Here is a 15,612-nt window from a genome sequence, read left to right as displayed (position 1 = left end):
GATCGTGATTATCCCTCGGCCGCGGCTTTCAGCTTTTCTGCGATCTCGCGGGCGACGAAGACCGCATGCTCTGTGATTTGCGGCAATCCCATCAATTCGCCGAAGGTGCCGCGTGCAAGCGGACCGGAAATGAGCAAGGTGGGAATCACCTGACCATCCGCTCCGAGCGCTTCGGAATGCTCGGAACAAGCAAGCCCGAGACCGGCCGGGTCGAGGACGAGACAGCCTTCGCGCGCGAGTTCTCCCAGCCAGGGCTGTGTCTGCAAGATGCCGCCATGCGCCGGACCAGTCGTGACGACGACGGCGTCGAACGTGCGTTCCAATCTTTCGCGGGCGTGCCGCGGCTGCAGGGTGACACGGATCGTTTCACCCTCGACCTTGGCGTCGGCAACGGATGCCGCAAGTACTTCCAGCCGGCCGGCTTCGATTGCCGAATCGAGCACAGCCTCCACCTGCGGGGCGATGCGGAAACGATGAACATCCCAATATGGTCTGAGATGTCGGACGATACGCCGCCGCTCGGCGACGGGCAGAGCACGCCAGAGATCGTGACCCTGGGAGCGCACCTGATCGATGACGGCATGCCAGCTCAAGCCCTGCTCAGCCGCCTGGCGAATGGTCAGCCGGATCCTGCGCAACAATGCGACTGCAGAGGATCCCGGATCGGCGATGAAATCGCCGAAGGGCTCCTGCGGAGCCGCAGCATGGCCGCGAGAGCGCAGGCCGCGGCGGGAAATCGCGACGACGGGACCTTCATGGCCGTTGCGTGCAAGCGAGGCGATGACATCTGCCGCCGTCAGACCGTTGCCAATGACGAGAACCCTGTCCTGCGGCCGCACGATCTCCAGGGAGCCGGGTTTCGTGGTATCGGCGACGAAACGAGGATGGCTTGAAAGAATAGCCGCGAGCCTGCCCGGTGCAACCGGGGGGGGATGGCTGGTGGCGATGGCAACGATATCGGCTTGCGTCCGACCACCCTTGGCGTCGAGGATCACCCAGCCATCACCCTTGCGGCGGATGGCCGTCACCAGGGCGCGGCGATGCGTGATGGCACCCGACTTCAGGAAGGGTTGCAGAAGCGAGCCGACATAATCGCCAAAGACACGCCGGCGCGGGAACAGCTGGCCATTCTCGCGCGCGGCCTCGGGGTCGTCGCGCACGGCATTGTTCATCTCGATCCAGCGCTGGAACTCTTCCACATCGTCCGGCTGCAGGCTCATCTTGGCGGCCGGTACATTGATGCGGTGCGCCGGATCGACAGTGTCATAGGCAAGACCGCGGCCCAGCATGGGGCGCGGCTCGAAGACCACAATCTCGGGCACATCGTTGCCGGCAAGCTTCAACAGATGATAGGCGACGCCCGCTCCTGAAACACCGCCGCCGATAATGGCGACAAGCGGCCGCCGGGATTTCTGTTCGGTCGAAAGTTCTGTCTGAAACTGCATCTCAGCCGGCATCATTTCAATGGATGCGAAAGCATATGTGGAGCACGGCGGCCACGCAATGCTTCGGTCCTATTGTCTATAATTTTTATGCAGAAATATCTGCGGCAATGCGGTCATCCGGAAATCGTGGTTGCGAATTCCGGCGTGCCCCGGATGGTGTTGCTGACCGTGCAGATTTCGTCTTCGGCCATATGGGCGATCTTGCGACGCGTTTCCTCGTCAATATCGCCCTTGATGGAGAAAACGATGTTGAATTTCGCGACGCGGGACAGCCCTTCCACAGCCTTCTCGCCGGTCACATCAGCGGTGATCTCCGTGACCTTGTCAAGGATGCCGAGCTGGCTTGCCGCCATGCGGGCGCTGAGCACGAGACAGGCCGAAAGCGAGGAATAGAGCAGATCGAGCGGATTGAAGCCCGGCTGCGACGGGCTGGTGACGATATCGATCTCGCCGCCGGTAACCGAGGTGACATGCGGGAAACCGACACGGCCGAGAACAGCCTTTGCACCGGTGGGACGGGGACGAGCCTTGAGATCGGCCATTTTGAAATCCTCTATCAAATATAGCTTTCAGATAGTGGTTCCGGTCCAGAGCCGCAATGCGGTGATTTGATTTTCACTCAGCGCTACCGAACGGAACTTTTCTACTTCTCAGCAGTTTTTTTCTAAAGCAACCTCATGAAGAGGCACGGTTTCTCCATGCCCAATGCTCGCCACATCGACCGCAAGCACAAAACTATGGATGCTCGCGACCGGCTGATCGTTGCGCTCTACGCCCAACTCAAGGCCGAGCGGGAAACACGCGAGACGTTGGAATGGGCAATTCGCAACGGTGCAGTATCCAAGGAAGTACTGGAGGCGATTGCCGGCGATCCAGTTCCGGTCGTCACCAGCGAGGATATCGCATCGCTCGAAAAGATCATCGCGCTTGACGAGCGGCGCAGCCGCCCGTCCCGGCAATGAATGACCAGAACGGTTGACAAGGAGGAGAGCATATGGCCGACATCACCTATCAGATCGTTCCCCACGACAATGGTTGGGCTTACAAGCTCGGCGACACATTGTCCGAACCCTACGCTACCGCTGAACAGGCAATGGATCGCGCGAGAAACGCCGCTGCTCGCCAGAAGATCGGCAACGGCGATGCGCTGCTCGCCTATCCAGCGCCAGATGGAAACGGCTGGAAATTCCAGCCACTTGAAACCGACAAAGGCAACGGCAGGCTCTGAACGGAGGGGGCGATGGCAGCACGCGCAAGCTGGAAGGGCCATCTGAAGGTCGGCGATCTCGCTTGCGCCGTCGGCCTTTATACGGCCGTCTCCTCGTCAGATCGCGTCTCCTTCAACATCATCAACCGCAGGACCGGCCACCGCGTCGAGCGGCAGTTCGTCGACAGCGAAACCGGCAAGCCGGTGGAGCGGGACAACCAGGTCAAAGGCTACCGAATGGAGAGCGGCGGCTACATTCTCATCGAAGGCGATGAGATTGCCGAGATCATGCCCGAAAGCGACAAAGTGCTGAATGTGCAGGGCTTCATTCCCTGCGATGGGATCGACAAACTCTATTTCGACCGCCCCTACCATCTGGCGCCGGTCGACGCGCACGATGCGGAAGCGCTGGCGCTGATTGCGAGGGTCATGCTTGACGGCAAAATGGCAGCCCTTGCCGAAGCCGTGCTCTTCCGCCGCAACCGCACACTGCTCATCCGCGTACAGGACGACCATGTCATCGCGACCATGCTGAACTTCGACTATGAGGTGCGCTCGGCAAGCTCCGTCTTCAAGGACATTCCCGATATCAAGTTCGACAAGGAGATGCTGGAGCTTGCGGGGCACATCATTGCCACCAAGCAGGGCAGCTTCGACCCGAGCCAATATCACGACCGCTACGAGGCAGCACTCGTCGAGCTGGTAAAAGCCAAGATCGAAGGCCGTGCGCCGCCGAAACGCAAGCGCGAGCCCGAGCGCAAGGTGGTCGATCTCATGGAGGCACTGCGCCAAAGTGCGAAAATGGGCGGCAAGACGCCAACGAAGAAGCCCGCCGCCCGCAAGACCGCCGATAGAAGCAGCAGGAAGGCAAGCTGATCATGGCGCTCGAAACCTATCAGGCCAAACGGGATTTCAAGATCACGCCAGAGCCGCGCGGCAAACAAGGCCACGCGAAGGGCAACAGCTTCGTAATCCAGAAGCATGACGCCACACGGCTGCATTACGACTTTCGGCTCGAGATGGACGGCGTGCTGAAAAGCTGGGCCGTTACCAAAGGGCCGAGCCTCAATCCCGAAGACAAGCGCCTGGCTGTTCATGTCGAAGACCACCCGCTCTCCTATGGCGATTTCGAGGGCATCATTCCGAAGGGCCAGTATGGCGGCGGTACCGTGATCGTCTGGGACCGCGGCACCTGGACACCGCTTGGCGACGCGCACAAGGCCTATCGCAAGGGCCACATGGAATTCGAACTCGACGGTGAGAAGCTGAAGGGCCGCTGGCACCTGGTGCGCATGCATGGAAAACCCGGCGAGAAACGTGAGAACTGGCTACTGATCAAGGGCGACGATGAAGAAGCCCGGCATGAGGGCGGACCCGATATCCTTGAAGAGCGCCCCGAATCCGCCAAAACCGGTCGGCAACTCGAAGAGGTGGCCGAAAATCCAGACGCAACCTGGCACTCCAGACCGGAGGGCGGCAAGGCTGTTGCCGCAAAAGCGAGGGCGCCGGCCAGAAAGGCCAAGCCTGCTGTCGCGCAGAAGCGGGATTGGCCGAAGGGAGCGAAAAAGACTGTCATGCCCGGCTTTACCGAGCCGGAGCTTGCCAAACTCAAACCGAAGCCGCCGACCGACGAGGGTTGGATTCATGAGATCAAGTTCGATGGCTATCGGCTGCAGGTTAAGATCGAGCACGGACGTGTGACGATGTTGACACGCAGCGGGCTGGACTGGACGGAAAAATTCGGCAGGGACATTGTCGATGCCTTTGGCTCCGTTGCGGTGGAAACGGCTGTTCTCGACGGCGAGCTCGTGGTCGAGCGTGATACCGGCGCATCGGATTTCTCCGCCCTGCAGCACGACCTCAGCGAAGGCCGTTATGATCGCTTCGTCTTTTATGCTTTCGATCTGCTTTATATCGATGGCTACAGCCTGCTGAACGTAAGCCTCCTCGAACGCAAACATTTGCTCGAAAGCCTGCTGCCCGATGATAGCGGCAAACTGCGCTACAGTGCGCATTTCAACGAGGATGGCGGGCTGGTGCTGAATCACGCCTGCCGGCTCAGCCTCGAAGGTGTCGTATCCAAGCAGCGCGACAGCAAATATGTCTCCGGTCGCAACGGCGAATGGATCAAATCGAAATGCTCACAACGGCAGGAATTCGTCATCGGCGGCTACGTGCCCTCAACCGCGATGAAAAATGCCATCGGCTCGCTCGCCATGGGCTATTACGAGGACGGCGCACTGAAACATGTCGGCCGCGTCGGCACCGGCTATACGGTCACGACGGCACAGATGCTTTACGAGCGGCTGTCGGCCATGGAGATGAAACAGAATTCCTTCGACGACAAGCTGACCGCGGAGGAGCGGCGCGGCCTGCACTACGTCAAGCCGCAGCTTGTTGCCGAAGTGGAGTTCCGCGCATGGTCGGCCGATGGTAACCTGCGCCACGCAGCCTTCCGGGGATTGCGGGAGGACAAGCCGGCAAAGGATGTTGTGCGCGAGATGGAAAAGACGACCGCAAAAAACCTGCCAACATCGGCAGTGCAGCTCACCCATCCCGACCGTATCTATTGGCCTGATGAGGGTGTCACCAAGGAGGGCCTTGCCAATTATTATGCGCAGGTCTGGCGTTTCATGGCGCCCTATGTCGTCAATCGACCGCTGGCGCTCCTGCGTCTGCCCGATGGGATATCCGGCCATCAGCGCTTTTTCCAGAAACATGCCTGGAAGGGCATGAATGACCATATCGAGCAGATTACCGACCCCAAGGACAAGGGTGGCGAGAAGCTGCTGCGTATTGGCGATTACGATGGCGTCGTGGCACTGGTGCAATCGGCGGTGCTCGAGATCCATCCGTGGGGCACGACGACGGACAACTGGGAAAAGCCGGACATGATCACCATGGATCTCGACCCCGGCGAGGACGTGCCATGGGAAAATGTGATAGCGGCCGCTTACGAACTAAAGGAGCGCATCGAAGGCGAAGGCCTTGCAGCTTTCGTCAAGACTTCCGGCGGCAAGGGCCTGCATGTCGTGGCGCCGCTTGAGCCGAAGGCCAGCTGGGTGGACGTGAAGGGCTTTGCCAAATGGCTGGCGGACAGCATGTCGAAAGATCATCCCGACCACTACCTTGCGACCGCAACGAAGGCGAAGCGCAACGGCAAGATCTTCATCGACTATCTCCGGAACGGCCGCGGCAACACCGCCGTTGCCGCCTATTCCACGCGTGCCCGGCCGGGTGCCGCCGTCTCCATGCCGCTGGAGTGGAGTGAACTGACCACCGAAATCGGCCCCGCCTATTTTACCGTGGACAATACGCCAGCGCGGCTCGATGCGCTTAACAAGGATCCCTGGGACGGGTTCTTTGCGGCTGCCAAGCCATTGCAGAAGCGGAAAAGATAGGCGCGAGTCTATGCACAGACCGACAGCCCTCCCCTTCCGGGGAACGGAATCCGAGAAGTCCTATCGCGACTTTCCGCGATCGCCCTCAGCGGCGAGGCTCTTCTTCAGCGCATCCATGATGTTGATGACATTGCCCGTCGATTTCACCGGGGCAGGCTTGCGGGGTAGGGCTGTCTTCCTGAGGCTCTTTTCTTTACCGCGGATCAACGCCTTCAGCCGCTTCTGAACCGGATCCTGCACCATCGAAGGGCTCCATTCCTTCGTCTCTTCCTTGACCAGCTTCTTCATCAAGGTCAACAACTCGCTATCGACCTTTGCCTTCATATCGAGGTCGGCTGCCGGTTCGCGCACCTCGTCGCCATAACGCAATGTCCAGAGAACGATGCCCTTGTCCTGCGGCTCCAGCAGCACGGCCCGTTCGCGTCGGTAGAGCACCAGCCGCGCAATGCCGACCACATCATTGGCCCGCATCGCCTCGCGGATCACGCAGAAGGCTTCCATGCCGACCTTGTCTTCCGGCGCCAGGAAATGCGGCTTGTCATACCAGATCCAATCGATCGATCCACGCGGTACGAAACTGTCGATATCGATGGTGCGGGTGCTCTCCAGCCCTACTTCCTCGATCTCCTCGTCTTCGAGCAGGACGTAGTCGTCCTCGCCGCGCGGATAGCCCTTCACCTGATCTTTCTCAGAAACGGGCTTATGCGTGACGCTATCGACATAGCGGCTTTCGACGCGATTTTTCGTTGCGCGGTTCAACACATGAAACCGCACCTTGCTCGACTCCGTCGTCGCCGGCGTCAGTGAAACGGACGCTGTGACAAGCGAGAGCTTAAGGTAGCCTTTCCAGAAAGTTTGACGGGCCATGCGCCATAAACGGAAATCGTCCCGAGAGGTTCCGCCCGGGAGGGCTTTGGACGCGAAAAATTCCCTCCGCCGGCGAAGTTTCGACGTGACAGCCAAGAGTTCACGGCCGCAATCACATATTCGTTTCGACAATTTCCTGACACGATTTTCGTACCAATGGTTCGATGTCGTTATGAGCAGGCAAGCACATGCATAAAGAAGATGTCTCCCGAGCCAAGAAAGTCGCTTTCGTCCTCACGCTGTTCTTTGGTGTGATGATATCCTACGCGAAGTTTGCCGGACTTTTTCCGCCGCCGAATTTCAGCGACGAAAGCAAGTATGGCCCGGCGGGCTGGTTCTCAAGCTTCGACCTCGGACCGCCACCATTCTTTCACCCAAAGGATTTCCGTCCGATTGAAGAACGGCGCGACATTTCCGGCTGAAGTAGGGGCTGACCCGGTTTCTGCCTTCAGGAAAAACCGAGGGCGGTTCGCCACTCTAGCATTTTCTTGGCAATCCATTCTTCGTACGGCTGGATATGCTGGTGTAGAGACCTGATGCTCGCCCGCTCCATAACAGCGAGGAAAACACCGTCATCTCCTAACGGTTCGCCAAGTATCTGCCGCGCATCGAAGTCGCTTCGCGTCAGAAATACGATGAATTCGTCTTTGTATGCACGCGGGTCGAAATGGGCGAACATGTTACGGTACGTCCGCCGGAGTTCAAGTTCGTCAAGCTTGCTATGAGTATCTGTCAGGGTAGACTTCTCTGAAGGACGGGCCGCAACGCCATTCTTTACAATAGGAGAATTAGTCGCGTCGCTGACGCTTCATGAATACTCTTGCCCTTGTCTTTGTCAGGCATGACGGATGCTCGCGCAAATACTTCCATAGACCTTCGAAGATTGAACTCTACGTAGTTGTACAACTGGACATATCGACCGAGTAACAATGGATCCTCGTCCTTGAGCGGCCTCGTTTGGGCGAAGCTGTCAAGCGATGAGGCGATCTCATTATGGATTGCGAGAAGTCGCTCGGTGGCGAGTTCTGGTGGGAGCATCTTTGTGAACTCAGGCCGGCTGAGTAGTCAATTACCACCTGACATCGTCGGTCTCATCAAAGGTAAAATCTATGACAACCACCACATCACTGCCCTAGGCAGCGAAACCCTTCCCATTGTCGAAGCCGACTTCGCGGCACAAATCCGCCTTCCTGGGCGTTGGCGCGAGGTTCGGAAGAATTAAATAGCAGCATATGATGACCGTCTGCGGGCATCGTCGATCCATGTTACTGCGATATTTAGCATCCTAGAAATCGTTCGGATCAAGATCCAATATTGTTAAATCGGAATACCTCCGTACATTAATATTTCTGCCGTCAAACTCGGTGGTAACGCTTATGGAGGAGAAGAAATCGGTATTTTTTTATGAGATATTGCTTCAGTCGTTCGATGTTTGGCTGAGCCTTGGCTCTATAATGGTTTGACTGGCAATTATTCTTCTGTGCACTATTATTGTTTCCTTGAATGTCAGATATCGCAACCTGATAGTATTCGCAATAATTGGAATTATAGTTGTTTCTTTTTGGCTATGACATTGCATTTTTCAGGGCTACGGGAATAAGCTTTATTACAAAGAAGTATAGCGAGCTTGCAGACATACTTTGGCTCCGGAGCTTGGGGCGACCTTGCCGATGCGATATCGACTAAATTCAAGGGTTCCCTCTATCCAGTTGGCAATGCTGTTTCAAAGCTAGTTAAGAAGGACGATAAGTACCCATATGCGGTGTCGATCCCGGCAAAGGAGTGCCGCTACATAATAGCACAGCCTCCCGCTGATATCCGAATATTGCTTGAGAAACCCCCAACGGCATCAATAAGGACAGAAGTTGACGAACGTTCGTTTTACCGATGGATGACTGTATGTAATGAAGACGCAGCGCCTACTTCGCTAAGCTATCAGGTAAGTGTGACAGAAGTCGATAGCATGGTTCGCGTCTCGACATTCAGTGACAGACCAGCAACTGCGACAACGGATAGGACTGCTGCAACACCCGCGGATCCGCAGACATCAGATATACCACCTCCTGGTCCTCCGCTTACACTCGCAGTTTGGGTCGGAGAACTTTTAGGAAATTGTCCAGGAAGAGTTGATATCTTCCTACTTTGCGGAAGCCAAGTCGACGGTGGAGTCGCAAAGAAACAATGCACGATGCGCGGTTTTAAGGATGGCAAAGTGGTCCCACGGATAAACGTCGGTGGTAACCGATGCGGGTATTTTATTGGTGACTTAGTGTGTAGCTGAACGCAATGCAGCGTCCACTTCCGAGGCGCTCAAAAACGGCCGAGTGACACGGGCCATCTATCAGTTCTTTACAGCGGCTTAAGGGCTGGCGACCTTTGCCACAAGGTGAAGGTCAAGAGGGCAAGCCTTCGTCTGTTGACGGTACCGTTGCCGCACCGAGTCCTCGCATCGTGAATGCCGCCAACCAGCAGGTAGTGCCGACTGTCGGCAACTATCAGAACAACGTCGCCAATCGAGACTACCGAAACTGCTGACGACGTCCGCACAACACCCTCAAAAATCAATCACGGCCCGCCATCGCGCGGGCTTTTCGTTGTGAAGACGGCATGCCTCACCCAACTGAAATGACACCTCGATCGGGAGCTGGATTGCCGGCGTTCGGAGGTATTGCTCCAGATCTAAAGGTTCCGGAGAGCTTTAATCTGGCCGGCGGCACAATGCCGGCGGAACGATCGTTCACAAGCTACATCTATCATGAGAACATGATCGATCGACGATAGCCGTAAGCAAGGCCGATTGTTCGCAAGAGGTGGAAGCGTCGCTTGCTTCGGCGACAGTAATTTCTCGGGCATGAGCTTTGGTGATATCCCTTTCGCTGAAAGCTATGGCATTTCCGGCGACACCCTTGGGGGGTATCTGGAGGCTACACCGCGGCTATTACTCGTCGCTGGGCCGCGCCAGGGCAATCTTCCTTGGATGCTTTCCGTTCAATGATATCTGCGTACCTTCACCGAGCGTTCCGACCATCCAGATAGTTTATTCGTGGATCCTGGACTACTTCACCGGCCGCTCGTTATTGTTCCCCCAACGAGAACCAATAACGGCACGTGGAATGGGAACATCGCGACTTTCAACACATGGCTTCGATCGACATAAGCGGCCCGTCCTCAGTGCGCTATCATCCACCATTCGGACCTTCAGGATGGAAGCGGCGCCGCCTTGCCCGGTTATACAATTGACGGCCAGCACTGGAAGATCCAGGCTGCGTTGCGGAATGTTTAAGCGGACGCGGCTCTTTGATTGAAGGGGGAGCGCCGTTGGCGCTCCGGTTATTGGGTTGAGGCAGCTTTCGCTAAGGCTTCTAGAGATAGCTTCCATACGTCATTATGGAGAAGGCCGGCAATCAGGAAGAGATCACCATTGTGCTCGACCAAGCTCGAAGCATGTCGACGTGGTATCGACCCAATTGGCGCTATCTGCGTCCAGTTTTTTCCGTCTTTCGACGCCCATGTATCGCTTCCGAGATTTGACTGCTTACCGATCGATCCGTCCTGAACGATCAAATATCCGTCATGCCCGATAATGCTGACATGACTCCGTGCCGGCCACTCGGCACGATAAGTCACATTCTCCCAGTTTTTGCCATCTGTGGAGCGCCAAACATCAGCGTAAGCTATGCGAGTATCTGCGAGCGGCCCGTCCGGAGCGAATGGGACGATTTCACGAATTCCCCCGCCCATTATCCACATCGCGTTGTCGTGAACTGCAAAGCCGGAAATAAGTGAGCGGGGCTCCCATGCCGCGTGTTCGGTGACCTTTACCCATGTTTTCCCTTCGTCACTCGACCATACATCATTGAAGGCCCGCGAAAGACAGTACGGCTTGTTGCATGATTCTCCGCTCGTGCCATCAAATGTCTGACCACCCATAGCCCAGATCTTGTTATCGAAGACGCCGATGTAGGGATTGTAGCGCTTGCCCCAGGGAACATCTGGTTCTTGCTGCCAATTGATACCATCTGATGACGACCAGACGTCGGTCCTGAAGTCTCCGCCGATCATGAACAGCCGATCTCTCAGGACAACAAACCCGCCAAGATGGCGTCGAGGCCAAGGGACGGTCTCCAAGGCAACTTCCCATTTCTGACCGTCCTTCGACCTATATAGTCGGTTGGGGATTTCGCCCGGGTTGTATCCGTTTGTCAGCCAAATATAGCCTTTGAACGATGTAACAAATGCTCCATCACGCGGGTCAAAAGGAGCATTGTCGTTGACGATTTCCCAGGCTTTCGTCGAGCTTGGCTGCTGCGCAGGGGAGGAAGGATTGGACTGCGATGCTGCTCCGAAACCCTGTCTTTCATTCAGCAGTTCAATCTCATCGCGTAATGACAATATTGGTTGCCTGATAAAATAATCAGCAAAATTCACTACTGCTGGCTTAACTGCAAAAATGCCTGCGGCAGCCACGATAATGCTAAAAAGCACTACGGCGACGATCTTCATTCCGTGTTCTCCGTCACAAACTGAACACTTATTACTCAGTCAGAGCGGCAACCATGCGGAAATATTCCACATGGGAAGCGCTCGCTGTACGTGTATCAGAGTTCTTAGCAAAAATTGGCGATGATGCCAACAGCAGGCGGAATTTACGAGCTTGTAGAGACCGGTCGGGTGGCAGTTGAGTGCAACTGGGCGGATCGTGAGGGCAGCCTGAAGCTTTCGGCCGAGGCCCGTTCCAACGCAAGCCTCGGCCGGGGATCGGTCCCGCGTCGGGAGTTAACGAACTTCGTCGACGCATCGATAAGGTGTCTCGCCGGGCTTCGAAAGATATCCGCTAAAGTAGGTGGTTTGTGATTTTTGATGGGGGAGAGGCCTGCTGTTTCCCTACCGCGGCGGGGGGATGCTCTCATCGAAATTCAAGTCGCAAGCGTGCGTTGCTGATCGACAAACATGGAGACGACCCATGATTGACCGGACTCGCCATCAACATCTACAGCCCTCTTGTATTGTATGCGACCACAGAAGGATGTTTCTGTGTTTTTCACGAAAGACATCTTGCTACTGGACACGCACAAATATGTACAAAGTATGTGATCCAGCCTTCAAATTCTTGAAGTCGACCTCGGAGAGATTTCGGTTTCCCACCGCTTCTCCAATGGTGGTCTCGCCAGCTGCTATGGACCAAAATTACATGTCTTTGTCTGGCTGGATACCGCCTAGATGCCCGATACCAGCGGGGAGAGGGTCGGGAAGAATATTGAAGCCGGCTGCGTATTTTGCCTTATACACCGGTGACTGCCCAGTATTGCGAATATTGAACTCATGTCGCAGTAGCTCGTCAGGGCGCACAATGGGCGTCTCGACGTCGATTGAGATGTGAGCCTTGACCTGCGCATGGCCCACCTCTCGATCATTCGTAATCGCCTGCCGGGTTTGCCGCAGCGACATCCACACCAACAAAAGTCCAAGTGCGCTGATCGCTATGCTGCCTATCGTTAGCCAAACCTGTATCCCCGTCCAGAAAGCCATATCTTGCTGAGCTTCCAGATCTTGATCGGCGCTTGCATTTCCTCGTAGGCTTTAATCTCGCGCGCTAGGCATCTTCCGAGAGTCTCGCCGGGCAGAGCCAAGACTTTACAGCGGGCTGCTATTTCTTTGGCGGCCTTCTCGCGTTCGGCGTCGGCGCGGCCCTTCTCTTCTTGATAGGATCGCCTGTCTTCATAGTAGAGTGAATAAGTTAAAAGCCCGGCATTGATCGCGAACAACACGGCTACGGCCTGCATGGTAACGGCGCCTGCGCGACGAATGGCTTCGTAAAAAGACATGTGAGGCCTCGGTAGGTGATACCGAATCCTCGGGCCGATCTCGTCTATTGTCTAGGCGTAGGTTGCATTGCCCACAAGGAAATTGAAACCTCCAGTCGCGAATGTGTGCGTGCGTTTTTCCTCGGCACGGCCTTCATCCGTGACGGGCGGCTCCTGCGCAACCTACAAATTTGTCAACGGAACTATGCGGCATCCTTCGGCAAATAGCCCTTAATCTCGAGATCATCGACAATCAGCTTTTCAATGTAGCTGGCGACGGTACGGCGATCTGCCTTTGCTGCAGATTCGAGTGCGCTCTTCACGGCCGGCTCAACGCGTATTCCCAGGCTTGCGGTTCGGGTCACTTCTGTCTCCTCATGTGGTGGCGGGTGCGGTAGCGGTCGAAAGCAAATGTTAGCGCTTTGCCGCATTTGTTAGTTGTTCGATTTTAAGAATCGTTTTACAACAACTAACATTGCTGAACAACGGGGGCTGAGAATGAACGCGCACGCCATCATCACCACAGCGGAGCCTTACAGATTTCAAATCGGCCAAACAGTCGACCACATCGGCGGAAAAATGAGATCGATCATCGTCGATCGCTACATCACCATGATGGGGCGGGAAAACTATCACATCGTCGTGTCCGCTGAGGACGCGGCCGGACGACCACTTCGGATCGTCGCTGGCACCGCGCCGGTCGCCGCATAGTGGCAAAGCTTCCACCCTCCTTCAGCCTGCGCCCATACGCTCAGCTCTGAGTCAAGGCCGCACTGAAGACGCGCGACGGATGGTTATTGAGCTGCTGCAGGCCGGCAAGGCAGATCGCGTCGTGCAAGGCATCGCCGCGGATCTCCTGAAGCCTAGCAAACGCTCTGCCGGCCGACTTAAGGCCTTGCCTGCATTCTGGATCGAAATCGGTGAAGACTTCTACCGGATGCGCGAGGCTGGCGTGCGCTACGACACGGCACTCTCAGAACTCGGTGCAAAGTACGGCTTCAGTGAGAGTCACATACGCAATGCCATCGCCACCTATGATGACACCGACGAATGGTTCCGCAATTAATGCAGGGTTCTTTGCCTAACGCTTGATCTATGAATCGATGATTGCTCCGTCTGCCACCACAGAGGAGACGAGGATGACCGCCGCCGTTCTTGCCCAGAGAAGATAGCGCGCATCGCTACGCCGAATGATCAACTGTGCCGAAAATCAGAGGAGATACGATGCCAGTTAATCTTGGATGCCAACTTACCTTCCGTCCCGAGAACCCAGTTATTCCATCGGTCGCGCTGCTAGAAGCGATTTGCGCGATGCGGGTCCGCAAAGGGGTGCGACCCGCCGCTTCGAACGACAATCTGAAGCGTTGCGCATGAGAACAAGATCGCCGCTTATAGCAGCAAACGACAATTTTCCACCCAGACTTCTAACGAAGTCACAGGCCGCTTCATAGTGCGGGCTGAGCCTGCCGACATTTGGTTCTGTTTGCCCAGTGCAACCAATCGCGCTGGGCGTCGGCGTGCGTATGGAGCGCTACGACCTGCGAGAGCTTGACGGCTGGATCGACGGGCTGCGAGAGGCAGGGAATCCTTTGAGGAGGGCCGACGCGCTGCTCGATGCGCTATGACTGGCACGGTCGTCCGGGTGAAAGCATAAAGCGGTATTTTGAGCCCGAGACCGGCAAGTGGTATGCCGACCACCGAAAGTCCGGGAAGCGGCTAAAATCCGAGTTTGGCACCTCAGCGTTTTTCGCTGAGCTCGAGGCCATCAACGCAGAGAGCCAAGGCATAGAGGCGAAAGCGGGCACACTTGGCGCGCTCATAGTTTCCTATCGTGGATCGGCCGGCTTCAAGTCTCTGAAGTCGCGCACAAAGTCCGACGATGAGAAGGTTCTGGAGTATCTGCGGCCGCTGGCGCCTTCGCCATTGGCTGAACTGACACAGGGCTGGATCGCTCGCCTGCGCGATAAGACATTCGAAAACGCGAAGCGCAACTTCGCGAATTATGTTCTGACGGTTCTTAGCATCCTTTTCGAGCACGGCATCGAGCAAGAGCTGGTGTCGGCGAATCCGGTTTCCAGGGTCAAGCGCGTCCGCAAAGCGACCGACGCAACCGAGGCAAACCGCCCATGGATGGATTACGAGGCCTTCGGCACACCCTCGCGACGATCCTGCGTGAAATGGGCAAGGACTACTCGACGATCGCCGACATACTCGGGCAGAAAACCGAGGCTAGGGCGAAGCACTATTCCCGCCGCGCTGACATCTCAAAGAAGATGGCTCAGACGGTCCGCGAGTTTGAGGCTGAAGTGGACAGACGGAAAACGAAAGACGTCTAGAAAACGCAAAAGCGGCGTCTAGACCGTATATCCTGCAGACCAAAGGAAGGAGCTAAAATTTGAGCAAAACCAAGCCATTAGGAATGGTGCCCAGGACCGGAATCGAACCAGTGACACGCGGATTTTCAATCCGCTGCTCTACCAACTGAGCTACCTGGGCTAACCACGCTTCTCGAAAAACATTCCGGCTTGGAATGTCAGGGCCTTGGTTCGCCCCGGAAGCGAGCGGGGTTATAGCATCTTGTTCGCCCATGGCAAGCATCAAATGATAGTTTTTTGACGGTCCGGCAGATTTTGGCAATTTGCGAGAAAAAATAAGGGCTTCGCGGTGGAAAACCTAGTTTTCCTCGTCGGGGTATTCCGCCTTGGTCTCGTCGTCGGCCACGGGAATGGCGTAGGAACCCGTCAGCCAGCGCGACAGGTCCACCTCGCGGCAGCGGTTGGAGCAGAAGGGATAGTGCTCGCGGTTCGACGGTTTGCCGCATTCCGGGCAGGGACGCGTCTTGCGCAGCGGCTCGACCTTGCCTCCGGTCTTCTTTTCATCGGACATAT

The 15,612-nt window shown here is 56.3% G+C and carries 17 protein-coding genes and 1 tRNA gene; 8 read left to right on the top strand and 10 right to left on the bottom strand.

The window, feature by feature from the left end; translation table 11 throughout:
* Window positions 1-8: 8 nt before the first annotated feature.
* Complete coding sequence (locus tag FHT93_RS13705; protein ID WP_183847964.1) at window positions 9-1,460, bottom strand: FAD/NAD(P)-binding protein; 1,452 nt, start codon at window positions 1,458-1,460, stop codon at window positions 9-11.
* 98 nt (window positions 1,461-1,558) lie between these two features.
* The gene (locus tag FHT93_RS13700) at window positions 1,559-1,987 is read right to left on the bottom strand and encodes an OsmC family protein (RefSeq protein ID WP_183847962.1); all 429 of its coding nucleotides are present in this window, start codon (window positions 1,985-1,987) and stop codon (window positions 1,559-1,561) included.
* A 156-nt stretch (window positions 1,988-2,143) separates the two neighbouring features.
* On the opposite strand from FHT93_RS13700, the gene FHT93_RS13695 reads away from it, so the two are divergent.
* Genes FHT93_RS13695 through ligD form a run of 4 tightly spaced genes read left to right on the top strand, consistent with a single transcriptional unit; the run spans window position 2,144 to window position 6,053 of the window.
* Window positions 2,144-2,407 carry a hypothetical protein gene (locus FHT93_RS13695; RefSeq protein ID WP_112969871.1) on the top strand — a complete coding sequence of 88 codons (264 nt, stop codon included), beginning with the start codon at window positions 2,144-2,146 and terminating at the stop codon, window positions 2,405-2,407.
* Between the two features lie 32 nt (window positions 2,408-2,439).
* Window positions 2,440-2,673 carry a DUF2188 domain-containing protein gene (locus tag FHT93_RS13690; RefSeq protein WP_018113919.1) on the top strand — a complete coding sequence of 78 codons (234 nt, stop codon included), beginning with the start codon at window positions 2,440-2,442 and terminating at the stop codon, window positions 2,671-2,673.
* 12 nt (window positions 2,674-2,685) lie between these two features.
* Window positions 2,686-3,528, top strand: coding sequence for a Ku protein (locus FHT93_RS13685; protein ID WP_183847960.1), 843 nt, complete (start codon window positions 2,686-2,688; stop codon window positions 3,526-3,528).
* Between the two features lie 2 nt (window positions 3,529-3,530).
* Window positions 3,531-6,053, top strand: a complete 2,523-nt coding sequence (gene ligD, locus FHT93_RS13680; protein ID WP_183847958.1) for a DNA ligase D — start codon at window positions 3,531-3,533, stop codon at window positions 6,051-6,053.
* A gap of 60 nt (window positions 6,054-6,113) precedes the next feature.
* Here the strand turns inward: ligD and FHT93_RS13675 are convergent, their stop codons facing one another.
* Window positions 6,114-6,920, bottom strand: a complete 807-nt coding sequence (locus FHT93_RS13675) for a Ku protein (protein WP_183847956.1) — start codon at window positions 6,918-6,920, stop codon at window positions 6,114-6,116.
* A gap of 188 nt (window positions 6,921-7,108) precedes the next feature.
* Between FHT93_RS13675 and FHT93_RS13670 the strand changes: the two genes are divergently transcribed.
* On the top strand, window positions 7,109-7,342 hold the full coding sequence (locus FHT93_RS13670) for a hypothetical protein (RefSeq protein WP_113012965.1): 234 nt from the start codon (window positions 7,109-7,111) through the stop codon (window positions 7,340-7,342).
* A gap of 26 nt (window positions 7,343-7,368) precedes the next feature.
* Here FHT93_RS13670 and FHT93_RS13665 read toward each other — a convergent pair whose 3' ends face one another.
* From FHT93_RS13665 to FHT93_RS13645, 5 genes are all read right to left on the bottom strand, one after another.
* Window positions 7,369-7,599, bottom strand: a complete 231-nt coding sequence (locus FHT93_RS13665) for a hypothetical protein (protein WP_113012966.1) — start codon at window positions 7,597-7,599, stop codon at window positions 7,369-7,371.
* Window positions 7,600-10,250: 2,651 nt separating this feature from the next.
* Window positions 10,251-11,423: a hypothetical protein gene (locus tag FHT93_RS13660; protein WP_113012968.1), complete on the bottom strand. Its 1,173-nt coding sequence runs from the start codon at window positions 11,421-11,423 to the stop codon at window positions 10,251-10,253.
* Window positions 11,424-12,107: 684 nt separating this feature from the next.
* Window positions 12,108-12,449, bottom strand: coding sequence for a hypothetical protein (locus FHT93_RS13655; protein ID WP_113012969.1), 342 nt, complete (start codon window positions 12,447-12,449; stop codon window positions 12,108-12,110).
* Entirely contained in the window at window positions 12,416-12,745 is a 330-nt protein-coding gene (locus FHT93_RS13650; protein ID WP_113012970.1) for a hypothetical protein, read from the bottom strand. Before FHT93_RS13650 ends, FHT93_RS13655 begins: the two co-directional genes overlap by 34 nt.
* Window positions 12,746-12,927: 182 nt before the next feature.
* Window positions 12,928-13,089, bottom strand: a complete 162-nt coding sequence (locus FHT93_RS13645) for a hypothetical protein (protein ID WP_183847954.1) — start codon at window positions 13,087-13,089, stop codon at window positions 12,928-12,930.
* Window positions 13,090-13,222: 133 nt separating this feature from the next.
* On the opposite strand from FHT93_RS13645, the gene FHT93_RS13640 reads away from it, so the two are divergent.
* From FHT93_RS13640 to FHT93_RS13630, 3 genes are all read left to right on the top strand, one after another.
* Window positions 13,223-13,435 (top strand): hypothetical protein, encoded by a 213-nt coding sequence (locus tag FHT93_RS13640; RefSeq protein ID WP_113012971.1) that lies wholly within the window; start codon window positions 13,223-13,225, stop codon window positions 13,433-13,435.
* A 79-nt stretch (window positions 13,436-13,514) separates the two neighbouring features.
* A complete protein-coding gene (locus FHT93_RS13635; RefSeq protein WP_113012972.1) occupies window positions 13,515-13,790 on the top strand; it encodes a hypothetical protein in 276 nt (91 codons plus the stop codon).
* Window positions 13,791-14,338: 548 nt separating this feature from the next.
* Window positions 14,339-15,082, top strand: coding sequence for a hypothetical protein (locus FHT93_RS13630; RefSeq protein WP_183847952.1), 744 nt, complete (start codon window positions 14,339-14,341; stop codon window positions 15,080-15,082).
* A gap of 62 nt (window positions 15,083-15,144) precedes the next feature.
* On the opposite strand, the gene FHT93_RS13625 is transcribed toward FHT93_RS13630, so the two are convergent.
* A tRNA-Phe gene (locus tag FHT93_RS13625) sits at window positions 15,145-15,220 on the bottom strand.
* Between the two features lie 177 nt (window positions 15,221-15,397).
* Window positions 15,398-15,610 (bottom strand): DNA gyrase inhibitor YacG, encoded by a 213-nt coding sequence (gene yacG / locus FHT93_RS13620; RefSeq protein WP_113012975.1) that lies wholly within the window; start codon window positions 15,608-15,610, stop codon window positions 15,398-15,400.
* Window positions 15,611-15,612 lie beyond the last annotated feature (2 nt).

It is taken from the genome of Rhizobium sp. BK379, assembly GCF_014193955.1.
Classification (GTDB): domain Bacteria; phylum Pseudomonadota; class Alphaproteobacteria; order Rhizobiales; family Rhizobiaceae; genus Rhizobium.
This window is presented reverse-complemented; position numbering and strand designations above follow the sequence as displayed.